This window comes from Neorhizobium sp. R1-B, assembly GCF_004368875.1.
In the GTDB taxonomy this organism is placed as follows: domain Bacteria; phylum Pseudomonadota; class Alphaproteobacteria; order Rhizobiales; family Rhizobiaceae; genus Neorhizobium; species Neorhizobium huautlense.
Genome location: NZ_SOEM01000013.1, coordinates 83,968 through 106,793 on the forward strand (window position 1 = coordinate 83,968; position 22,826 = coordinate 106,793).

The window sequence follows — 22,826 nt, forward strand, 5'->3', positions numbered from 1 at the left end:
TGCGCGATCCTGACGATTGGCCTAGGTTTTCACGGCAACGTTTCAGTGAGGGAGGACACTCATGAATATTCGTGCGATGGCGGCCGCTTTTGCCGCAACCGTAACGCTGCCGTTCAGCGCTGCTTATGCCACCGATCTGGAAGTCACCCATTGGTGGACTTCCGGTGGCGAAGCTGCCGCTGTTGGCGAACTCGCAAAAGCATTCAACGCGACAGGCAACAAGTGGGTGGATGGCGCCATCGCCGGTTCCGGCAGCACCGCGCGGCCGATCATGATCAGCCGCATCACCGGCGGCGATCCCATGGGCGCCACTCAGTTCAACCATGGCCGTCAGGCCGAGGAACTGGTCCAGGAAGGCCTGATGCGCGACCTCACGGCGGTTGCGGAGAAGGGCAAGTGGAAGGATGTCATCAAGCCGGCGAGCCTGCTTGATTCCTGCACCATCGACGGCAAGATCTATTGCGCGCCGATCAATATCCATTCGTGGCAGTGGCTGTGGCTTTCTAACGAAGCCTTCAAGAAGGCCGGCGTCGATGTTCCGAAGAACTGGAACGATCTGGTTGCGGCGGCGCCTGCTTTGAAGAAGGCCGGGATCCAGCCGCTGGCGCTGGGCGGTCAGGCCTGGCAGGCGAACGGCTTGTTCGACACCTTGACCATCTCGCTTGGTGGCAAGGAACTTTACGAGACGGTCTACGTCAAGAAGGACGCCGAGACAGCCGGTGGTCCGGAGATGGCAAAGATCTTCGCAGCTGCAGCCCAGGCCCGCGACATGGCGAAGGGCAGCAATGTCCAGGATTGGAACCAGGCAACCAACATGGTCCTGACCGGCAAGGCTGGTGGTCAGATCATGGGGGACTGGGCACAGGGCGAGTTCCAGATTGCCGGCAAGAAGGCCGGAACGGACTATACCTGCCTTCCGGGTCTCGGTCTCAACGAGTATCTGACGACCGGCGGCGATGCATTCTATTTCCCGCTGCTGAAGGATGAAGAGAAGTCCAAGGCTCAGGATATCCTCGCTGCGGCAATCGTGGATCCAAAAACGCAGGTCGCGTTCAACCTTAAAAAGGGCTCTCTTCCTATTCGCAGCGACGTCGATCTCGCCGCTGCCAATGACTGCATGAAAAAGGGTCTCGAGATCCTCGGCAAGGGCAATATCATCAAGAGCGTCGATCAGCTCGTTTCGGCCGATACGCAGAAGCAGAAGGAAGACCTGATGTCCGAATTCTTCGCCAATGCCTCGATCACTCCGGAAGCTGCGCAGAAGCGCTTCGCGGATATCATCGGCTCGGCGGATTGATTTCCTCCCGGATGCCCCGGAAACCGGCCCCGTAGCATACGGGGCCGGAACGAGGATTTGTTTTCAGGAAACGGTTCATTCCCTGGAGAGGAGAGACCATGGCGGCACATGCTCCGACCGGCCGACCCAACCAGCTCTTCCGCAACCTCAATGCGAAGATCGCTTCCATCCCGATGATGCTTGTCGCCCTGGTGATCTTCCTCGGCGGCACACTCTGGACGGTGTTTTATTCCTTTACGAATTCCAGGCTTCTGCCACGGCTCAACTTCGTGGGCCTCGATCAATACGAACGTCTTTGGGCATCGTCCCGCTGGATCATCTCGATCCAGAACCTTGCCATCTATGGCATCCTTTCGCTGATCTTTAGCCTGGTCATCGGCTTTCTGCTGGCGGCGCTGATGGATCAAAAGATTCGGTTCGAGAACGCCTTCCGGACGATCTTTCTCTACCCCTTCGCGCTTTCCTTCATCGTTACAGGGCTGGTTTGGCAGTGGGTACTCAACCCTGAATTCGGTATTCAATCCGTCATCCGCTCGCTTGGCTGGACCTCGTTCGCCTTCGATCCGCTCTATGATCCCGACATCGTCATCTATGGCATCCTGATCGCCGCTCTCTGGCAGGGTACGGGGCTCGTCATGTGCCTGATGCTGGCCGGTTTGCGCGGCATCGACGAGGACATCTGGAAGGCGGCGCGCGTCGACGGCATTCCGATGTGGAAGACCTATCTTCTTATCATCATTCCTATGATGCGCCCGGTATTCATCACCACGCTCGTCATCATCGCGAGCGGCATCGTCAAGGTTTACGACCTCGTGGTCGCACAGACCAGCGGCGGTCCCGGCAACGCTTCCGAAGTCCCGGCAAAATACGTCTACGACTACATGTTCCAGGCCCAGAACCTCGGTCAGGGCTTTGCCGCCTCGACGATGATGCTGCTGACCGTCGCTATCATCGTGGTCCCGTGGGCCTACCTCGAGTTCGGAGGACGCAAGCGTGGCTAATATCAGCACCCTCAACACGACCGCCGCGGGTTTTGACGCGGTTTCTTCCCGCCTTGCCTCCGGCCCGAGCGGCCGTAAGCCGCGCCGCATGCTGTCGACCCGCAATATCGTGCTTTACGGGACCCTCACCGTCGCAGCGCTCTATTACCTGCTGCCGCTTTACGTGATGGTCGTCACCTCGCTCAAGGGCATGCCCGAGGTCCGTCTCGGCAACATCTTCTCGCCGCCGATGGAGATTACCTTCGAGCCTTGGGTGAAGGCCTGGGCGCAGGCCTGCACCGGGCTCAACTGCGACGGTCTGTCCCGAGGATTCTGGAATTCCGTACGCATCCTCGTGCCTTCCGTGGTCGTTTCGATCGCGGTTGCCTCGGTCAGCGGGTATGCGCTCGCCAACTGGCGGTTCAAGGGAGCGGAGCTGTTCTTCTCGATCCTCATCATCGGCGCCTTCATTCCCTATCAGGTGATGATCTATCCGATCGTCATCGTTCTCAGGGAGTTGGGGATCTACGGCACACTTACGGGGCTCGTCATCGTCCACACGATCTTCGGCATGCCGATCCTGACGCTGCTTTTCCGGAACTATTTCGCCTCGCTTCCGGTGGAGTTGTTCAAGGCGGCGCGTATCGACGGGGCCGGGTTCTGGCAGATCTATTTCCGGATCATGCTCCCCATGTCGCTGCCGATCTTCGTGGTCGCGATGATCCTGCAGGTCACCGGTATCTGGAACGACTTCCTGTTCGGGGTCGTCTTCACCCGGCCGGACACCTATCCGATGACCGTTCAGCTCAACAACATCGTCAATTCGGTTCAGGGCGTGAAGGAATACAACGTCAACATGGCGGCGACGCTTTTGACGGGTGCCGTTCCGCTCATCGTCTATTTCCTGTCCGGCCGGCTTTTCGTTCGCGGTATCGCCGCCGGCGCAGTCAAAGGGTAAGCCTGATGCACAATATGGTTTCCATCGGCAAGCAGAGCAGCGTCTCCATTCGCGATCTGTCGCTTTCTTTCGGCTCGGTGAAGGTTCTCGAGAACCTCAATCTCGACATTCGCGATGGCGAGTTCCTGGTGTTGCTCGGGTCTTCCGGCTGCGGCAAGTCAACGCTGCTCAATTGTATTGCGGGGCTTCTCGAACCGACCGAAGGCCAGATCTTCATCAAGGACCGGAACGTCACCTGGGAAGAGCCCAAGGACCGCGGCATCGGCATGGTTTTCCAGTCTTATGCACTCTATCCGCAGATGACAGTGGAGAAGAACCTTTCCTTCGGTCTTCAAGTGGCGAAAGTCCCGAAGGAGGAGATCGATCGCCGCGTCGCGCGCGCTGCCGGCATCCTGCAGATCGAGCCGCTCCTGAAGCGCAAGCCGGCCGAACTTTCCGGCGGCCAGCGCCAGCGTGTGGCGATCGGGCGGGCGCTGGTGCGCGACGTCGACGTATTCCTGTTCGATGAACCGCTGTCGAACCTCGACGCCAAGCTGCGCTCGGAACTGCGTGTCGAAATCAAGCGTCTGCACCAGTCGCTCAAGAACACGATGATCTATGTGACGCACGACCAGATCGAGGCGCTGACGCTCGCCGACCGGATTGCGATCATGAAGAGCGGTGTGATTCAACAGCTTGATGACCCGGTGATCATCTACAACCGGCCCAGAAACCGGTTCGTGGCTGGCTTCATCGGCTCGCCGTCGATGAACTTCCTGACCGGAGAATTGGTGGATGAGGGCGGCCGCATCGTTTTCAGAACGAACGACGTCAGCTTCTCGCTCGACGGTTACGATGCGTCGGGGCCGCTGAGGGCAGGGCGCAAGGTAATTTTGGGCGTCCGGCCCGAGCATATCAAGGTGGATGGCGACATTCAGGGTGGCGAGGTCCACGAGGCGGTAGTCGACATCGAGGAGCCGATGGGCGCCGACAACCTTCTCTGGCTCAAACATGCGGGCCATACCATGTCGGTGCGCATCGGCGGCGCTCGCCGTTATGCCGTCGGCACCAGGGTCCGGCTTGCTTTCGATATGACGATGGCCTCACTTTTCGACGCCGAGACAGAAGACCGCATCTGAGCAGAGCCAATGGAATCTTCCCTAGACCTTTCCGGCTCCTGGCAGCTTGCGTCCGCCGACGGAGCGCACCGCACCGAGATGCAGATCCCGGGCGACGTTCACAGCGCGCTGAAGGCGGCCGGCATCATTCCCGACCCCTATTTTGGCCGCAACGAGAACGACGTACAGTGGGTGGCGCATCAGGACTGGGTGATTGAGCGGCAGTTCATCGTCGATGATCCGGACGGCAGCTGGTATCTCGACATCACCGATCTCGATACGGTCGCCATCGTCTTTGTAAACGATGTCCCGGTACTTTCGGCCGACAATTGCTTCCGGCGCTACCGGCCGGATGTTTCGTCGGCCCTTCAGCCCGGCGAAAATACGATCCGCATCCACTTCCATTCGAACATAGAAGCTGCGGCCGAGCGTCAAGCGCGCCAACCCTTCTATATTCCGTATTCGACGGGAAACTGCCCGATCCCGAACGGCAATATGCTGCGCAAGCCGCAATGCCATTTCGGCTGGGATTGGAATATCGCACTCGCGCCGCTCGGCCTCTATGGCGAAATCTCGCTGAACAAGCTCGATACGGCTCGCATCGAACATATCGTCACCAGGCAGAGACACGGTGAAGGCAAGGTCGAGCTTCACGTCGCTCTGACGCTTTACGCAAAAGATCCCGGCATCGTACCGGTGCATTTCGAGCTCGAGGGGGACCGGGTGCGGCTCGATTGCGGTATCGAGGCTGGCGAGACGATTGTCCACCATGTCTTCGAGATCGAAAGCCCGAAACTCTGGTGGCCGGCGGGCAGCGGCGATCAGCATCTTTACACGCTGACGGTGGATATTCCTGGCGAGACTGTCACCCGCCAAATCGGCCTACGGACCGTCGAACTCCTCACCGATCCCGACGAGGCCGGCAGTCGCTTCGCCTTCCGCATCAACGGCCGCGAGATCTTCTGCCGCGGTGCGAACTGGATTCCGGCTGATGCGCTGTTTTCGTTGACCAGTCCCCAAAAGACCGAGGATCTGTTGCAATCGGCGGTCGACGCGAACATGAACATGCTTCGCGTCTGGGGCGGCGGGTTCTATGAAGCCGACTGGTTCTACGATCTCTGCGACCGGCTCGGCTTGATGGTCTGGCAGGACTTTCAGTTCGCCTGCAATCTTTATCCATCCACGCCCGATTTCCTCGAAAATGCCGAGGCGGAGGTGGATTACCAGGTGCGGCGCCTGATCTCGCATCCATCGATCGTCGTCTGGTGCGGCGATAACGAACTGGTCGGCGCGCTCAACTGGTTCAAGGAGTCTCTCGAAAACCGGGATCGTTATCTGGTTTCTTATGACCGTTTGAACCGGGTGATCGAGCAGGCACTGAAGAAGGCGGCTCCGGAAGCCATCTGGTGGCCCTCGAGCCCGGCCTCCGGCTACCTCGATTATGGCGATGCATGGCATGCGGACGGGTCGGGAGACATGCATTACTGGTCGGTCTGGCACGAGAACAAGCCGTTCGACAATTACCGTTCGGTCCGTCCCCGTTTCTGCTCCGAATTTGGTTTCCAGTCCTATACCTCGTTGCCAGTCATCGAGACCTATGCGGCGAGCAAGGACATGAACATCGCGTCGCCGGTGATGGAGCACCACCAGAAGAATGTCGGCGGCAACGAGCGCATCGCCGGCACGATGTTCCGCAATTTCCGCTTCCCGAAGGATTTTCCGAACTTCGTCTATCTGAGCCAGGTGCAACAGGGCGTGGCGATCAAGACGGCAGTCGATTACTGGCGGTCCTTGAAGCCCCATTGCATGGGCACGCTCTATTGGCAGCTCAATGACACCTGGCCGGTCGCCTCCTGGTCGAGCCTTGACTATGGCGGCAGCTGGAAAGTGCTGCACTACATGGCCCGGCGCTTCTTCCAGCCGGTTGCGGTGGCTGCAATTCCATCCCAAGATGGCAAGGATATCCAGATTTCGCTGGTCAACGACACGCCTGCCGATATCACGGTCACCATCAATCTTTCCCTGCTGACGCTTTCGGGCGAGCGCAAGCTGCTCAAGAGCATCGAAGCCGTCTGTACGCCGGACTCTGCGGTAACGGCTTTGAGGCTGCCGGTTTCAGATCTGCCGGAGAACTCAATCATGGCCTGGACCTTTACCGCATCCAACGGGATGGGCGGAGAGGGGCACTATGTCCACGGCACCTACAAAGCCCTCGACCTGGAGCCGGCGGGCCTTGAGTTCTCCATGTCTCCTGCCGGTGACGGCGCGATCGATCTTCTCGTACAGGCGAAGGGGCTTGCGCTTTTCGTATTGATCGAAAGCGATACGGCCGGCCGCTATTCCGACAATGCCTTCGACCTTGCTGCCGGCGAAAGCCGCCGGATCACCTTCACGCCCGCCGCACGGACGGACGCGATCCCGAATTTCCGTATCTACGATCTCCATTCCTGCCAGACGGCAGGCTGACGCTCTTCTCAAGGAGGATCACCATGACGAAACTTGGTTTCCAGCTTTATTGCGCCCGCAACTTTCCGCCACTGTCCGAAACTTTGAAAAAGGTCGCCGCAGCGGGGTATGCGGAAGTCGAGGGTTACGGCGGCATTTACGCCACCATGGACGAGCTGTCGCTCAAGGCCTTGCGGGCCGATCTCGATGCCAACGGGCTCACCATGCCCACCGGCCACTTCGGCCTCGATCTTCTCGAAAAGGAGCCGCAGCAAGCGCTGCTGATCGCCAAGACGCTTGGCATGGAAGCGATCTACTGCCCCTATCTTCTGCCCGATCAGCGGCCGGCGGACGCCGCGGGCTGGTTCGCCTTCGGCAAGCGTCTTCAGGAGGCCGGCAAGCGTTATCAGGATGCCGGCTACGTCTTCGGCTGGCATAACCACGACTTCGAATTCAAGGCGCTTCCCGATGGCTCGACGCCGCAGGAGGAAATCTTCGCCGGCGGTCCTGACCTCGCCTGGGAAGCTGATATCGCCTGGGTCATCCGCGGCGGCGCCGACCCCTTTGCCTGGATCGAGCGTCACGGTGATCGGATTACCGCCGTGCATGTCAAGGACATCGCTCCGGCCGGCGAGAATACGGATGAGGACGGTTGGGCCGATGTCGGTCACGGCACCGTGCCGTGGAAGGATCTGGCGGCAGCGCTAAGGAAGACCCCGGCCAAGCACTACGTCCTCGAACACGACAATCCGAAGGATATCGACCGGCTGCTGACGCGGTCCATCGCCTCCTTCAAGACCTATTGATCACTGAGATTTCGGAGTTTTTCATGCCCAAGGAACTTGGCGTCGGCATCATGGGATGCGGCAATATTTCCACGACCTATTTCAAGCTGGCGCCGCTTTTCAAAGGCCTGAAAGTGCTGGCCTGCGCTGATCTCAACGACGAGACGGCGGAGGCTCGAGCGGAAGAATACGGCGTCAAGGCGCAGTCGATCTCAGATCTGCTGGCCAATGACGAGTTGGACGTGATCGTCAACCTGACGATCCCGGCTGCGCATTTTTCCGTTTCCAAGGCGATCCTGGAAGCTGGCAAGCACGTCTATTCCGAAAAGCCGTTGACGGTGACGCTTGAGGAGGGCAAGGCGCTCCAGGCGCTCGCCAGGGAAAAAGGCCTCTCGGTCGGCTGCGCCCCGGACACATTCCTCGGCGGTTCGCATCAACTTGCCCGTAAATATATCGACGAGGGCGGCATCGGCCGCATCACGTCCGGGACCTGCCATGTCATGAGCCCCGGCATGGAGATGTGGCATCCCAATCCGGGCTTCTTCTTTCTGGAAGGCGGCGGGCCGATCCTCGACCTCGGACCCTATTACATTGCCAACCTGATCAATCTGATTGGTCCGGTGAAGCGCGTCGGGGCGCTGACCTCCATGGCAAGCCCAACGCGGACGATCACCAGCGAGCCGCTGAAAGGCCAGGTGATCCCGGTCGAAACACCGACCACCATCCACGCACTCCTCGAATTTGTCAGCGGCGCTACGATCACGCTCTCGGCCAGCTGGGATGTCTGGTCGCATCGCCATGCGAATATGGAGCTCTACGGCACTGAGGGTTCGCTTTTCGTCCCCGATCCGAATTTCTTCGGCGGCGTGGTCGAGGCAAGCGGGCGCAACAAGGATATCCAGCCCCTGGAGGACTGGGACCATCCCTTCGGCGTCCTGAACCAGGAAAGCCCCCAGGGGCCGCGTGCCAATTACCGCACGGCAGGTCTTGCGGATATGGCGATCGCCATCATCGAGGGTCGCGATGCCCGTTGCTCGCTCGAGCGGACACTGCATGGCGTGGATGTGATGACCTCGATTCTCAAGTCCGGCGAGGAGGGCCGCTTCATCGAACTGTCCACCACCTGCACCCAGCCCGCGGCTCTCGGCATCAACGAGGCACTGGCGCTTCTGCGCTGATCCGCTATGTGTTTGACGCGGGCCGTTCGCGCCCGCGTCCATCCAAGACATGAGGAGGGCGTCATGGCCTGGCAACCGGCGGAAGACCGCTATTCCAAGATGAAATACAACCGCTGCGGCCGTTCCGGCCTGCAGCTACCGGCGATCTCGCTCGGCCTCTGGCACAATTTCGGCGACGATACCCCGCATGAGCGGAAGGTCGCGATCTGCCGAAGGGCCTTCGATCTCGGCATTACTCATTTCGATCTCGCCAACAACTACGGCCCGAAACCGGGCAGTGCCGAGACAGCCTTCGGCCAGATCCTGCGGGAGGACTTCAGGGGCTATCGCGACGAGCTGATCATTTCGTCCAAAGCCGGCTACAACATGTGGCCCGGTCCCTATGGAGAATGGGGTAGCCGCAAATATCTGATCGCCTCCTGCGACCAGAGCCTGAAGCGGATGGGTCTCGATTATGTCGACATCTTCTATTCGCACCGCTTCGATCCCGATACGCCGCTCGAAGAAACCTGCGGCGCGCTGGACCATATCGTCCGGTCGGGCAGGGCGCTCTACGTCGGGATTTCCTCCTACAACTCCAGGCGCACCCGCGAGGCTGCGGCAATCCTCGAGCAGCTCGGCACGCCCATTCTCATCCATCAGCCCAGCTATTCCATGATCAACCGTTGGATCGAGGAAGACGGCCTTCTCGATGCGATCGAAGATCTCGGCATCGGCTCGATCGTCTTCTCGCCCCTGGCGCAGGGCATGTTGACGTCGAAATATCTCGGCGGCATTCCGGAGGGCAGCCGAGCGGCCCAGGGCAAATCGCTACGGTCGGAATTTCTGAACGAAAGAAATATCGGGAATCTTCGCGGCTTGAACGCCATCGCCGAAAAACGTGGCCAGACGCTTGCCCAGATGGCGCTTGCCTGGGCCCTGCGCGGCGGACGGGTTACCACCGCGCTGATCGGCGCCAGCCGTCCCGAGCAGGTCGAAGATTGCGTCAAGGCGCTGGAAAAGCCCGATTTCACGCCACAGGAGCTGGCCGAAATCGATACTTTTGCAAAGGATGCGGATATCAATCTCTGGGCGGCTTCGGCGGAGCGCCAGGGGCCATCCCGCAACAAGTGAATGAAACAGCGCCCGGCGGCCCGCCCGCCGGGCTTATCCCCCTGTGTCGTTGGAAAAAGACATGATCCGCAATCCGATCCTGCCGGGCTTTAATCCCGATCCGTCCATCTGCCGTGTCGGGGAGGATTATTACATCGCGACCTCGACATTCGAGTGGTATCCGGGCGTGCAGATCCATCACTCGCGGGATCTGGCGAACTGGACGCTGGTACGCCGGCCGCTTGAGCGCGCGAGCCAGCTCGACATGCGCGGCAATCCGGACAGTTGCGGCATCTGGGCGCCATGTCTTTCCTATGCCGACGGTTTGTTCTGGCTGGTCTACACGGACGTCAAGCGGCTCGACGGCAACTTCAAGGATGCACACAATTACATCGTGAGCTCGCCGACCATCGAGGGTGAATGGTCCGATCCGGTCTATGTCAATTCGTCGGGTTTCGATCCGTCGCTCTTCCATGACGACGACGGGCGCAAGTGGTTCCTCAACATGCAATGGAACCACCGGACCGAGAGCTATGGCGGCGCGCCGAAGCACCCGGCCTTCGATGGCATCCTGCTGCAGGAATGGGACCCGGGGACGAAGGCGCTAAAGGGGCCGATCAGGAACATCTTCGCCGGCAGTCCGCTTGGCCTGGTTGAAGGCCCACATCTCTTCAAGCGTAACGGCTGGTACTATCTGACGACCGCCGAGGGTGGCACGGGCTATAGCCACGCCGTGACCATGGCCCGCTCGCGCACGATCGACGGTCCCTATGAGATGCATCCGCAGACCCATCTGATCACGTCGAAGGATCATCCGAAAGCTGCTCTTCAGCGGGCAGGGCATGGGCAGTATGTGGAAACGCCGGATGGTGAGGCCTATCACACCCATCTCTGCGGCCGTCCGCTTCCGCCGCAGCGGCGCTGCACCCTTGGCCGCGAAACGGCGCTGCAGAAGTGCATCTGGGAGGATGACTGGCTTTATTTGGCCCAGGGGGGCGTGGTCCCGGACGTCGAGGTGCCGGCTCCGACAGGGGCCGTGGCCGAGGAGAGGCCTGTCAGGATCAGACGGGACTTCGATGACCCCAAGCTGCCTTCCGAATTCCAGTGGCTGCGAACGCCTTACCCGGAACGGCTTTTCAGCCTGACCGAGCGGCCGGGCCATCTGCGGCTTTTCGGTCGCGAAAGCATCGGTTCCTGGTTCGAACAGTCGCTCGTCGCGCGCCGACAGGAGCATCATTCGTTCCGAGCGGAGACGGCGGTGGATTTCGCAGCCGAGACCTATCAGCAGGTTGCGGGCCTGACGCATTATTACAATCGCCACAAGTTTCACGCGATCGTCGTGACGCTCCACGAGAAGCTTGGCCGTGTCGTAACGATCTTCTCCTGCCCCGGCGACTATCCGAACAGCCGGATGACCTTTCCGGTGGAAAGCGGTGTTTCCGTGCCAGAGGGCCCAATCCACCTCGCCATGGAAGTCCGCGACAACGAACTGCAGTTCTTCTGGCACAGCGCCGGCTCGGCAGAATGGCGGGCGCTCGGTCCCGTGCTGGATGCGGGGGTTATTTCGGATGAAGGCGGCCGGGGCGAACACGGCTCTTTTACTGGCGCATTCGCCGGCGTTTTCGCCTTCGACACATCCGGGCGGGCAAAGAGTGCCGATTTCGATTATGTCGTCTACCAGGTGCTTTAGGATCGGCGTACCGATCGGGGGAGAGCTGCGGTGGCGGACTGCAGGTTTACGCTAGAGCAGATATTTGATCAGCACGACCATATCCCCATAGCCTGCTTTGACCGATTTGCTGAACATTCTGGGTCCCAGCACAGAGAATCCCCATTTCAGATAAGCGGCCTTCGCGCGGTCTGCGGATGCCATGACATCTAGCCAAATGTGGCTGAGTTCCCTCGCACGAGCCTCGGCGGCGGCGACTTCATGGAGTTGTTTGCCCAATCCGGAACCTTGGGCCTGGGGCAGGAGGTAAATTCTTGGAATTTCGGCACCATTGATTTCCCGGGTGATTGGGTTCTGGGAACCGATGATCATCGACAAAAATCCAACGATGGACCCGTCTATTTCGGCCACCCAAAGTTGCGTATCTGTCCGTTCCAGAAATTTCTCAAAGGCCCGGTTGCCGAAAGTGGCAAGATGTCCGGCAAACTCGGCGCCGTTATCCCACAGATAGCTGTAACTAGCGGCATAGGCTGCGGGTCCTATAATGGCCAAGGAGTCTACATCAGCAGCGGACGCCTTTCGAACGATTGCCGGAGCACGCTTTACGTTTTCGGGCATCGCATTTTTCCTCAGATTCCTCTCGTTTGGAATTCCAAGCGTGCAATCACATTGGTGCCCGTAGAACGTAGGCCCGCGAATGCTGCCTTCAAGCGTCCGCAGGCCTGGCGTGATCGCCGAAGTTGTCCGGCGATCTTGGTGGTTACAGCCGTCACGTTCCCTGTGACAAGCAGTTCTTCATGGAACTCGCGAGCCCACGCATCAACTCGAAATAGAGGTTCGGCCCTTCCTTCAGTGTCGCGGCTTCCGGATCCAGCGTGCCGGAGCGGGCAGGTGTTCCTTCCGTCACCACTGCCACGAGTTTCGGTTCAAACTGCGGTTCGGCGAAGACGCAGGTCGCGCCGAGTTCGGTGACTTTCTTGTGGATCTCGCCGATGCGCTCCGCACCCGGGATCGTTTCGGGGCTTACCGTGATGGAACCCGCGACGGCCACGCCGTAACGATGTTCGAAATACTGATAGGCATCATGGAAAACGACGAAGGGCTTGTCCTTCACGGGTGCAAGCGCCGTTTTCAGTTCCGCGTCCAGCGCGTCCAGGTCCTTCATCAAGGCGGCACCGTTGGCCTGATAGGTCGCGGCATTGGCCGGGTCGGCAGAAACCAGCACCTTGGCGATTTCGGCGGCGATCGCCTTGGCGTTCATCGGGTCGAGCCACAAGTGAGTGTCGTATCCTTCATGGTCATGATCCTCGTGACCTTCCGCATGGTGTTCGGCGTCGTGATCTGCGTGATCTTCGCCTGCATGCCCGCGTTCCTCAACCTCGTCTCCGTCGTCATGGGCCTCGAACGCGCCGCCCTCGCGGAACGGCAGCTTCTCCAGTCCCGGTGCGTCTTCCAGCGTTGCGACCTTAGCCTTCGACGCCAGAGCCTCGAGGGGCTTTTCCATGAATGCCTCCATGCCGTGACCAACCCAGAACACCAGGTCGGCATTCTCCAGCGTCCGCGCATTGGACGGCTTCATGGTAAAGGTATGCGGGGAGGTCGCACCCTCCACGATGAGCTTCGGTTCGCCGACACCTTTCATGATGGACGCCACGAGAGAGTGGATCGGCTTGATGGAAACCACGACATCCGGCGCGGCGAAGGCGCTCGGTGCGTTCACCAGGGCGGCGGAAGACAAAAGAAGGGCGGCGGCAAATTTCATGACATGCTTCCTTGTTTTGATGTGTAATGTTATTACATCAATTGCGTTATGCTATAACGTGTGCCATGAGGGCTGACAACAGGATTTTTGGAAAAACATGCTGATGACCGATCGGGCCCTGGGCGCCCAATCCGAGAACCGGCTGGTATCGCTGACGAATGCCGGGCTTCTACGCGACGGCCGCTGGCTTGTCCGCGGCATCGACTTCTCGATCCGCCGCGGCGAGGTGGTGACGCTGATAGGCCCAAATGGGGCCGGCAAGTCGACCACGGCAAAGCTGGCGATCGGCGTGCTGCGGCCCAACGAAGGTGCCGTTGACCGGAGGCAGGGCCTGCGGATCGGTTATGTGCCGCAGAAACTGGCGATCGACTGGACCATGCCGCTTTCGGTACGCCGCCTGATGCGGCTGACCGGGCCGCTTCCCGATATCGAATTGGCTGCCGCGCTGAAGGCGACCGGCATTCCGCATCTGGTCGATGCCGAGGTCCGTCATCTCTCGGGAGGCGAATTCCAGCGGGCTTTGCTTGCCCGTGCGATCGCCCGGAAGCCGGATCTCATGGTATTGGACGAGCCTGTGCAGGGCGTCGATTTCGCGGGTGAGAGCGCCCTTTACGAACTGATCCGCGAGATCCGCAATTCGACCGGCTGCGGTATCCTGATGATCTCGCACGACCTGCACATGGTCATGGCCGGTACGGATACAGTGATCTGCCTGAACGGCCATGTCTGCTGCCGCGGGACGCCGGAGGTCGTCAGCCAGAGCGCCGACTATCTGAAGCTCTTCGGTGGTCACTCCCGCTCGCTGGCGGTCTACAGCCATCATCACGACCACACCCACCTGCCGGATGGTCGCGTCATGCACGGGGACGGCTCGATCACCGATCACTGCCATCCGGACGACGGACACCACCACGACGCTCACGACCACCATCACGATCATAGCCATGATCACCATCAACATGGCCATGTCGGACATGATCACGCCCACCATGCGCCCACCGCAGACGGGAGGAGCGATCGTGCTTGACGATTTCTTCACCCGCGCACTGCTGGCAGGCGTCGGTGTGGCATTGACCGCCGGACCGCTCGGCTGTTTCGTCGTCTGGCGGCGGATGGCCTATTTCGGCGACACCATGGCGCATTCGGCATTGCTGGGTGTCGCGCTGTCGCTTTTCTTCGGGATCAACCTGCTGGTCACGGTTTTCGGGGTTGCGGTCGCGGTTTCCCTGCTCCTTCTGATGCTGCAGCGGCGCCAATCGCTTTCGGCCGATGCGCTGCTCGGCATCCTTTCCCATTCCGCCCTCGCGATCGGTCTGGTGCTCGTCGCCTTCATGACCTGGGTGCGGATCGATCTCATCGCCTTCCTGTTCGGCGATATCCTGGCGGTCACACCAGGCGACATCGGGCTCATCTGGGGCGGCGGCGCGGTGGTGCTCACAGCGCTTGCCTTTCTATGGCGTCCGCTGATCGCGTCGACGGTCAGCGAGGACGTGGCGGAGGCCGAAGGCATGAAACCGGCGCGGGCGCGGCTTTTCTTCATGCTGCTGATGGCGCTGGTCATCGCGATCGCCATGAAGATCGTCGGCATCATGCTGATCACCTCGCTCCTGATCATTCCAGCGGCGACCGCACGACGGTTTTCGTCCAGTCCGGAGGTGATGGCGGTGCTGGCTTCGCTGATCGGCGCCTTCGCCGTGATCGGCGGATTGTTCGGCTCGCTGCACTACGACACGCCATCGGGGCCTTCAATCGTGGTCGCAGCGCTCCTACTTTTCGTTCTAAGCCTTTTCCCGGCCCTGGGGAAAAATACGGCCGAGAAGGCCGGCAACCAAGGAGTGCGATGATGAACGCACCAGTATCCGCCCCGGTATTGACCAAGAACCAGTCGCTCGTCTTCGACGTACTCAACCGCACCGACGCGCCGATGAGCGCCTACACGATCCTCGACAAGCTGCGTGACCACGGTTTTCGGGCGCCGCTGCAGGTCTATCGAGCGCTCGACAAGCTTCTGGAATTCGGCATGGTGCATCGGCTGGAAAGCCTCAATGCCTTCGTCGCCTGCGCCCATCCGGAAAGCGAATGCTGCGGGCATGGTCATGGCCACGGCTCGGTCGCCTTCGCGATCTGCGAAAGCTGCGGCCATGTCTCGGAGTTCCACGACCACGAGGTGGACCATCGCCTGAGCGATTGGGCGAAACGCAAGGGCTTTAAGCCTGCCAAGACGACGATTGAGATCCGCGGGCTGTGCAGCGCCTGCGCTGCCTAGAGCTGCCGCAGGTCGCGGGCGAAGCGCTTCCAGTTCTCGATATAGCGCAGGGCGGACTGCCTCAACTTCTCGACTGCCTCGTCGTCCAGGGTGCGGATGACTTTTGCCGGTGAGCCGACGATGAGGGAGTTGTCGGGAAATTCCTTGCCTTCGGTGATGAGGGCGTTGGCGCCGATCAGGCAGTTCCTGCCGATCTTCGCACCGTTCAGGATCGTCGCCCCCATGCCGACCAGCGAGTTGTCGCCGATGACGCAGCCGTGGATGATCGCGTGGTGGCCGATGGTACAGCCTTCACCGATCTTCACCGGATAACGCGGATCGGTGTGGATCATCACGCCTTCCTGGATGTTCGATCCTGCGCCGACGACGATCGGCTCGTTGTCGCCGCGCAGCACCGAGCCGAACCAGATGCCGACGTCCTCGCCAAGCTCCACCTTGCCTATCACGGTCGCATCCGGGGCAATCCAGAAGCGATCTGGGGCAGGGGTTTTCGGCTGGAATTCTCCAAGGGCGTAGAGCGGCATGGTTTTTCTCCCCGGGGTTTGATCAGGCAACCGACAGCGACAACCGACCGACGCCGTCGATGCCGCAGGTGACGTTGTCGCCCTTGACCACCGCGCCGACACCCGCCGGCGTTCCGGTCATGATGACGTCGCCGGGCGCCAAGGTGAAATAACTTGAGAGTTCGGCGATGATTTCGGCTGGCGACCAGATCATCTGATTGAGGTCTCCCGACTGCCGGCGGGTGCCATTGACGTCAAGCCACACGGCGCCTGTCTTGGGATGGCCTATACGGGCGGCCGGCACGATGGCGGATAGGGGGCCGGACTTCTCGAAGGCCTTGGCGGCCTCCCAGGGGCGGCTCATCTTCTTAGCCTTGTCCTGCAGGTCGCGGCGGGTAAAATCCACGCCGACGGCGTAACCGTAGACCTTGGAAAGGGCATCCTCGACCGCTATCCCCGCGCCGCCTTCGGCGAGGGCCATCACCAGTTCGACCTCGTAGTGGACATTGGACGACGCCGATGGATAGGGAAAGGTGTCGCCGTTGTAGAGGTTGTCGGCGTTCTTCTGAAAGAAGAAGGGCGGTTCGCGGGATGGATCGTGACCCATTTCGATCGCATGGTCGGCATAGTTGCGGCCGACGCAATAGACCCGGCGCACCGGAAACTGTTCCGTCATCCCATCGACGTCGAGAAGCACGGGTTGGGGGGCGGGGATTACGGTAGCGCGCATGCGGACATCCTGAAGCAGTGGCATAAGACAAGGCCCGTCTTTGTCTCTCGATTCACCAGACAATCCTAGCCCTTTTTGGAAGGGCAGCAAAAACTTGCGAAAAATTTGCAGCTGTATGGAAGCCGCCGACAGAAGGATCGATCTCGGGAACGAAATATATCTGCAAGCCTCTCATGAACGAGCTGTCGCGCACTTATCCGCTCGATGCGCATTCCTCTTGCCCAAAAATATGCAGAAACTTGCCCGTGCGTGGCACATCGTGGACTTCATGTCCTGCCGCAGCAAGCCGGGAGTATAAATCCGTAGTTGATTTTGAGCATGTTTTTACGCATATTTTGATGACGAATAGTATATTTCAAATATTGAAGTATATTTTACGATAATTACTGCTGGGGAGCCGGATGCTCGTATTTTCAGATGAAAATTTGGAGGTGATACATCGTCCGGGATCATCTCCCTATCTTCTCGTAACCTTTAACGAGATGGAAATGGAGGCGAACGGCAGCCGCTTTTGGGGGCAGCGGTTCTGCGAGAAGGTTGATATCTCGGCCCTCGGCTTCATCAGTCGACGACCGAACTGGTTCCCGGCGGCGAGTGTCGTCAAGGCTGTCGAGGTGGTCGCGCCCATCCTTCGCGCCGCACCGGAGCGGATCCTCTACGGGCATTCCCAGGGCGGTTACGCGGCCTTGCGGTATAGGAGGCGCTTCAACGCCGACGTTGCGATCGCCTTCTGTCCCCAGATATCGATCGACCCGAAAGCCGTGCCTTTCGATGGCAGGTTTGCGCGACATTTCTCACCCGAACTTCACGCCAACATGAGGATCGCGTCCGATCACGCGGCTGGCCGGGCCTATCTCTTCTTCGATCCGTTCCATGCGGTGGATCACCAGCATGCGGTCCGGATCAGCAGGATGCAGGACGCCGTGCGCCTCGTGCCAGTGCATATGACTGGCCATGGAACAGTCCGGGCGTTCGCCGGAACGGCACGCGCCTTGTCACTGATAGAAGCCTGCAGGAAAGACGATATTCAAAGTCTCCGCGCGCTCGCCCGTGCCGCCCGGGTTACGGCGCCGATGCGACCCTATCAGATCGCCGTTGCTGCGATCGCCCGGCATGGCGCCTGGGCCGACCGGTTTCATGAACATTTCGGCGCGGCCTTCTCTCCGGTCGAGCGAGCGAATTTCCTCTATCATCGGGCCAATCGCCACATTCGTGACGGGGAGCTCGCGACGGCGCGGACCATGCTTGTGGACGCGATGACATACCAACCGGGAAATGCCGGCTTTGCCCGGCGGATCGAGGAGCTGGACGGCCGTATCGCACGCGGCCTCGGGTCGCGGAGTGCGGTACAGTCGTAAGATCAGCCAGGTCCGTTCGGCGCCTGATCTGCCAGCTGACGCAACTTCCTACAAGGGGCCGGTCCGAGAAGGCTAGCGAAACGGAATAGCCGAGCGGGCCACGGGTTGAAACCCGCGGCCTCTCCGAACGCGTTTTTCAGGCGACAGCCCTGCGCGCCGAGGTCAGGGCCTCGATTTCCATACTGACATGATCGGCGAGATCAGCGCGGGCAATGGCCATATGCAGGTTGGCGCTGACGAAGCCGGCGGGCGAACCGCAATCGAAGGTGCGGCCGCAGAACTCGAACGGCCTGATCGTCTGTGTTCCCATCAGGGCGATCATGGCGTCGGTCAGCTGGATCTCGCCACCGGCGCCCGGCGTCTGGTTCTCCAGCAGATCGAAGATTTCCGGCTGCAGGATGTAACGTCCTGAGATGAAGAGGTTGCTCGGCGCCTTACCGGGCGCCGGCTTTTCCACGAGACCGGTCACAAGCGGGCCTTCAGCCGTGGACTTAAGCGACACGATCCCGAATTTGTGGGTCTCCTCGGGCGCGCATCTTTCCACTGCGACGATGTTGCCGCCGTGACGGTCATGGAGATGCATCATGGACTTGAGGCACGGTTCGTCGTCGACCATTAGCATGTCGGGGAGCAGGACGGCAAAGGGTTCGTCGCCGACGATCTGGCGGGCCGTCCATACAGCGTGTCCCAGGCCGCGCGCCTGCTGCTGACGGACGAAGGAAATGCTCCCGGTGTCCGGCGTGCCCTGGGTCATCCGGTCGGCCAGACCGTGCTTGCCGGCGCTGCGCAGGCAGGCGTCGATTTCGAAGGCGTGGTCGAAATAGTCCTCGATCGCACCTTTCATGCGACCGGTGACGATGACGATATGCTCTATCCCCGACGCGAAGGCTTCCGCGACGATGTAATCGAGGATTGGCCGGTCGACGACGGGGAGCAGTTCCTTGGGAACGCTCTTGGTTGCCGGCAGCATCCTCGTTCCAAAACCGGCGGCGGGAATGATGGCCTTGCGGACTTTCATGTGCATGTGGGGAAGTCTCCATTTCATGCGAGCTTGCGAACGAATGCTTAAGGGTTCGGTCGATCGCTCTTCCGGCGATCAACGCCTTTCCAACGGTCCCGAGACGAGAACCGTCAAAGCGCGTGCGAGAGAAGCGCGGGGCTCTCGGTCATTGCAGCATCGAGCTTCCGCCGCAGCAGCGCGCGATAGAGCTTGACGTGGTCGCTCGCGCAGGCGAGGTGGTCGGAGGGCCGCCGCATAGAGCCGCGCAGCCGCTCCCAGGTCCGGTTGTCGCCCAGGACCTCGACGATACGGTCCGCAAGGTCCTGGCTGCTGCCGGCGCGGAAGTGGAGGCCATCTTTTCCGTCCCGCACCTTCTCGGCCATCCCGCCGATGTCGGAGCAGATCATCGGCCGACGATGAAGTAGGGCCTCCTGGATCACGACGGGCGAATTCTCCCACCAGACTGACGGCAGGACCACCCAGTCGACCGAACGCATCAGCCGCGGCACGTCCGCGTTCTGATAGGCGCCGTAGAAGCGGACGCGGTGGCCGGCATCCGCGATCAGCTTTTTCATCCGCTCCTGGAATTCGATCGGCTGCCGTTCGAGATTGGCGCCGAAGATCATCAGGCAGGAATCCTCCCCCCATATTTCCTTGGGAATGCGGGTAACGGCATCGACCAGGACGTCGGCGCCCTTGAAGGGGGTCATCTGGCCGAAATAGGCGAAGCGGTTGCGGCGCGGGTTCGGACCCTGCATCTCCCGCGCGGGTGCGGATGTTTCCGCGGCGATGCCGTTTTCGATGACGGTGAACTTGTCCTTTTCGATGCCCCATGTGGCATAGCGCTCCACCAGGAACCGGCTGGGTGAGATGAAAGCGTCGGCAAGGCCGAGCATCCCGCGCGCAAACACTTCCCGTTTCAGGAAGCGAGAGACGGGAATGTCGGGAAAGCAACCGTGGCAGGCGACGGGGGACGCCGTTTCGCAGAGCTGGCCGGAGGGCCGTTTCACCATCTGTCCGTGATTGTGGCAGATGGACAGGTATTCGTGGAACGTCACCACGATGGCTGCGTGCGGAAACGCCTCTCTCAGGGCATAGAGGGCTTCGAGACCGATGCCCAGCACGTGATGAAAATGCACGACATGAGGCCTGAGATCGCGCGCGAAACGCAGGAGGTCGCGGGTGATCGACTGGGTATCGCCGTTGGACAGGAAGAAGTGGTCGTAGTCGTCCGCGTGGAACAGGAGCTCATCCTCGGCAAGGCGCAGGCTCATCAGCGCCGATGCCGCATGACGCGGCATCGGATGGCCAACGCGGGCGAGATAAACCGATTGCACGTTCGGTAATGCATTCAGGCCGCGATGCAGGTTATGGGAGGCGATTTCCGCCCCGCCGAGCGAGACAGTCGGGTGCCCATGCGAAACAACAAGGACGCGAAGCTGTTCGTTCATGCCGACCTCTTTTCGGCGGTGAGGATGGGCGACCACTGGCTCCTGAAGATCTTTCGATCGATCTCTTCCACACACGCCGACATAGTTGCGCTGATACCATGGCGCGCGTCGTCGCTGCCCCACATCTGCACAGATGGCAGCAGGTAGGCGTCAAACCCGGAGCGGCTGAGGCGGAGGCCGAGATCGAGTCCCTTTTCCTGCGCGCCCAGATAGCCGCCGGATAGGCCGCCCGCGTGCGACAGGGCTTCGCGCGGCATGGCGCAGCACTCGAGCGAAGCGGCCGGAATCCGGGTCGGCTTCATGTCGGTAACGGCCTTGAGCGGGTAGCCGGCATAGCGGCCCACGACCGGCTCATCGCTGTTGCCGTCATCGATCCAGTATCCCGCCCAGCGGATGGAATAATCCTCGTAGGCCAGGACGGGCGAGAGGATGCTTCCCCTGAGCGTCGCGGCGGTGGCCAGCAGCTTGCCATACCATCCCGCCTCGCGTGGGATCAGTGAGGCGGAAAGCGAGACGACGGTTTCACAGGAAAGGGCCTGCGTGCCGGCTTCCAGCATTTCGTAGACGTCGCCTGTTCCCTTTGCCGACACCAGCCTGGCCGAGAGACCATAGAAGCGCGCAAGTTCCCTGAGGCGGGCACTCTGCCTGCGAAAGCGCTCCGCCGGCATGGCGATGACGATCGGCGCACGCCGGGTTTCCGGATCGAGCGCGAGCAGGGCGAGCAGCGGGAAGATCTCCTCATCGCTTTCCCCGGCCCCGATGACGATCGGCGGGCTCGCCTCCTCGTCGAAGGAGCCGGCATCCAGGACCGTCTCGATGACCGGTGTCGATCCTCTGGATTGTCTGAGGAACGGGACGATCTGCGTATCGACGATCGCCGGCAGCGCGGGGGTTGCGGGGTCGATGGAGCCGATCTGGCGCAATGCCGCCTGGCGCGCCGAAGCTCGCGTGAGCTTCACCGGCAGAAACGCGCGGCGCGTATCGTGCAGCGTCAGTTCGAAATAGAGCGGCGCACCCGCATCTTCACTCGGCAGTTGCGCATGGGTTATGAATCCATGGGGGAGTTGTTCGCTCAGCAGGCCCGGCGCGAAGTCCTGCTGGTCCTTGAAGCTGTCGGTAACGTCGGGGCGGTCGAAACGCGTCCAGCGTTCGTCGAGGCGGACCGCGGCATTGTGGCGGCGCAGTCTGACCGTTGCGATATGAGTGTCGGGGTCGTAAAGCCAGCCGGTGACGAGGAGATTTCCTCCATCGGCTTCGAATGCGCTGTCTATTCCCATTCGGACGGGATAGGGCAGGCCGGAAACGGTCTCCTTGCCCTCGAAGCTGTTGGCGGCTGCCCGCAGGGACAGGAGCAGGTCTGGCGCGCCGTGAGTCCGCAGCAGAATGGAGCGGATGTGTTCGGGTGTTTCCAGCGGTCCTGCAATGCGCTTGCGGGAATGGACGGCGGCATACCTCCAGCCGGCGCGTCCTCGAAAGACGAGGCCTTCGATCTCGGGTGAGGGGCCCGCCTGGTCGGCACGGACAAGGCAGACGAAGCCGGTCCCGCCATCGGGAGCGTCCGGGCGGGGAAAGGTGGCGATGCCGCATTCCGCGACCACCGGCGTGACGTTGCCGACCACGGACATCCGGCAATGTCCTGGAGCCATGCCGCGGCTCCAGCCCTGCAGGAACGTCGCACCATCATGGCTCTCGCCGATCAGCTCGATGAAACCGTCGCTGGCGTGGGCGGCTCGCAAAAGCGCCGTCACTGTTTGAAGTCTGCGGCGATCGACATCTCCAGCCATCAGCGCGTCCAGGAGCCGGTTGAGGACGGCGACGGACTGAGAGCCTGCGGACTCCACGACAAGCGCGGCCGCTTCCTCGGCAGGGGCGAGGCGCGGCGAGAAGATGTAGCGTGTCGCCGTCTCCTCTTCTCCGAACCGGATCGTGGTCATGGCCAAGTCCATGTCGCCAGCCGTCAGGAGCGCCGCAAACCCGTGCCTGACTCGCGGCGAGGACGCGGCCAGCCGCCATTCCGTGACGAAAGAGCTTCGCGTGACGGCCTGATCTTCACCGATACCCAGCACCACATCACGAGCCGTGACGTGGCCGAGGCCAATGATCAGCAAGGTCGTTTCGTCGACGCGGCAACCGATAACCCTTCCGGAGCGCATTGCCCTGCCGGCTCCATATCTGGCGGGCGTGGGATTGGGGGTTTGGGGATTGACGGTTGGGGGACTCGCGACCGGAGAGTTGGTGGTCGCCGCGGGCGATTG

Annotated in this window: 20 protein-coding genes; 13 read left to right on the forward strand and 7 right to left on the reverse strand. The window is 61.0% G+C overall.

Annotation, left to right across the window (positions count from 1 at the left end; genetic code table 11):
• Window positions 1-61 precede the first annotated feature (61 nt).
• The 9 genes from EDE05_RS17970 (at window position 62) to EDE05_RS18010 (ending at window position 11,522) form a co-directional block, all read left to right on the forward strand.
• Window positions 62-1,297: an ABC transporter substrate-binding protein gene (locus tag EDE05_RS17970; protein WP_112796632.1), complete on the forward strand. Its 1,236-nt coding sequence runs from the start codon at window positions 62-64 to the stop codon at window positions 1,295-1,297.
• Window positions 1,298-1,395: 98 nt separating this feature from the next.
• Window positions 1,396-2,298, forward strand: coding sequence for a sugar ABC transporter permease (locus EDE05_RS17975; protein WP_112796634.1), 903 nt, complete (start codon window positions 1,396-1,398; stop codon window positions 2,296-2,298).
• Complete coding sequence (locus EDE05_RS17980) at window positions 2,291-3,235, forward strand: carbohydrate ABC transporter permease (protein WP_105373455.1); 945 nt, start codon at window positions 2,291-2,293, stop codon at window positions 3,233-3,235. The genes EDE05_RS17975 and EDE05_RS17980 overlap by 8 nt, the downstream gene beginning before the upstream one ends.
• 14 nt (window positions 3,236-3,249) lie before the next feature.
• Entirely contained in the window at window positions 3,250-4,353 is a 1,104-nt protein-coding gene (locus EDE05_RS17985) for an ABC transporter ATP-binding protein (protein ID WP_112796689.1), read from the forward strand.
• A gap of 9 nt (window positions 4,354-4,362) precedes the next feature.
• Window positions 4,363-6,798, forward strand: a complete 2,436-nt coding sequence (locus tag EDE05_RS17990) for a glycoside hydrolase family 2 protein (protein ID WP_132412429.1) — start codon at window positions 4,363-4,365, stop codon at window positions 6,796-6,798.
• 23 nt (window positions 6,799-6,821) lie between these two features.
• Window positions 6,822-7,583, forward strand: coding sequence for a sugar phosphate isomerase/epimerase (locus EDE05_RS17995; protein ID WP_112796639.1), 762 nt, complete (start codon window positions 6,822-6,824; stop codon window positions 7,581-7,583).
• A 23-nt stretch (window positions 7,584-7,606) separates the two neighbouring features.
• On the forward strand, window positions 7,607-8,740 hold the full coding sequence (locus EDE05_RS18000; protein WP_132412431.1) for a Gfo/Idh/MocA family oxidoreductase: 1,134 nt from the start codon (window positions 7,607-7,609) through the stop codon (window positions 8,738-8,740).
• A 63-nt stretch (window positions 8,741-8,803) separates the two neighbouring features.
• A complete protein-coding gene (gene mgrA, locus EDE05_RS18005) occupies window positions 8,804-9,853 on the forward strand; it encodes an L-glyceraldehyde 3-phosphate reductase (RefSeq protein ID WP_112796641.1) in 1,050 nt (349 codons plus the stop codon).
• 61 nt (window positions 9,854-9,914) lie between these two features.
• Complete coding sequence (locus EDE05_RS18010) at window positions 9,915-11,522, forward strand: glycoside hydrolase family 43 protein (protein WP_112796643.1); 1,608 nt, start codon at window positions 9,915-9,917, stop codon at window positions 11,520-11,522.
• Between the two features lie 51 nt (window positions 11,523-11,573).
• Here the strand turns inward: EDE05_RS18010 and EDE05_RS18015 are convergent, their stop codons facing one another.
• Window positions 11,574-12,119, reverse strand: coding sequence for a GNAT family N-acetyltransferase (locus EDE05_RS18015; protein WP_112796645.1), 546 nt, complete (start codon window positions 12,117-12,119; stop codon window positions 11,574-11,576).
• A 151-nt stretch (window positions 12,120-12,270) separates the two neighbouring features.
• Window positions 12,271-13,263 (reverse strand): zinc ABC transporter substrate-binding protein ZnuA, encoded by a 993-nt coding sequence (gene znuA / locus EDE05_RS18020; RefSeq protein ID WP_134102165.1) that lies wholly within the window; start codon window positions 13,261-13,263, stop codon window positions 12,271-12,273.
• A gap of 97 nt (window positions 13,264-13,360) precedes the next feature.
• Here znuA and EDE05_RS18025 point away from each other — a divergent pair, with 97 nt between their 5' ends.
• The 3 genes from EDE05_RS18025 to EDE05_RS18035 are packed head-to-tail and all read left to right on the forward strand — an operon-like array spanning window position 13,361 to window position 15,529.
• Window positions 13,361-14,290: a metal ABC transporter ATP-binding protein gene (locus tag EDE05_RS18025; protein WP_112796649.1), complete on the forward strand. Its 930-nt coding sequence runs from the start codon at window positions 13,361-13,363 to the stop codon at window positions 14,288-14,290.
• Window positions 14,253-15,107, forward strand: coding sequence for a metal ABC transporter permease (locus EDE05_RS18030; protein ID WP_205839358.1), 855 nt, complete (start codon window positions 14,253-14,255; stop codon window positions 15,105-15,107). Before EDE05_RS18025 ends, EDE05_RS18030 begins: the two co-directional genes overlap by 38 nt.
• On the forward strand, window positions 15,107-15,529 hold the full coding sequence (locus tag EDE05_RS18035) for a Fur family transcriptional regulator (RefSeq protein WP_105373529.1): 423 nt from the start codon (window positions 15,107-15,109) through the stop codon (window positions 15,527-15,529). Before EDE05_RS18030 ends, EDE05_RS18035 begins: the two co-directional genes overlap by 1 nt.
• On the opposite strand, the gene EDE05_RS18040 is transcribed toward EDE05_RS18035, so the two are convergent.
• Together EDE05_RS18040 and EDE05_RS18045 are read right to left on the reverse strand one after the other, a co-directional pair.
• The gene (locus tag EDE05_RS18040) at window positions 15,526-16,053 is read right to left on the reverse strand and encodes a gamma carbonic anhydrase family protein (protein ID WP_132412435.1); all 528 of its coding nucleotides are present in this window, start codon (window positions 16,051-16,053) and stop codon (window positions 15,526-15,528) included. The genes EDE05_RS18035 and EDE05_RS18040 overlap by 4 nt on opposite strands.
• Before the next feature lie 22 nt (window positions 16,054-16,075).
• A complete protein-coding gene (locus EDE05_RS18045) occupies window positions 16,076-16,762 on the reverse strand; it encodes a fumarylacetoacetate hydrolase family protein (RefSeq protein WP_132412437.1) in 687 nt (228 codons plus the stop codon).
• A gap of 401 nt (window positions 16,763-17,163) precedes the next feature.
• Here EDE05_RS18045 and EDE05_RS18050 point away from each other — a divergent pair, with 401 nt between their 5' ends.
• The gene (locus tag EDE05_RS18050) at window positions 17,164-18,120 is read left to right on the forward strand and encodes a hypothetical protein (protein ID WP_112796655.1); all 957 of its coding nucleotides are present in this window, start codon (window positions 17,164-17,166) and stop codon (window positions 18,118-18,120) included.
• 136 nt (window positions 18,121-18,256) lie between these two features.
• Here EDE05_RS18050 and EDE05_RS18055 read toward each other — a convergent pair whose 3' ends face one another.
• From EDE05_RS18055 to EDE05_RS18065, 3 genes are all read right to left on the reverse strand, one after another.
• On the reverse strand, window positions 18,257-19,144 hold the full coding sequence (locus EDE05_RS18055; protein ID WP_132412439.1) for a UTP--glucose-1-phosphate uridylyltransferase: 888 nt from the start codon (window positions 19,142-19,144) through the stop codon (window positions 18,257-18,259).
• A gap of 107 nt (window positions 19,145-19,251) precedes the next feature.
• Entirely contained in the window at window positions 19,252-20,571 is a 1,320-nt protein-coding gene (locus EDE05_RS18060) for a glycosyltransferase family 4 protein (protein WP_132412441.1), read from the reverse strand.
• Entirely contained in the window at window positions 20,568-22,724 is a 2,157-nt protein-coding gene (locus tag EDE05_RS18065) for a hypothetical protein (RefSeq protein ID WP_134102174.1), read from the reverse strand. The genes EDE05_RS18060 and EDE05_RS18065 overlap by 4 nt, the downstream gene beginning before the upstream one ends.
• Window positions 22,725-22,826: the final 102 nt, after the last annotated feature.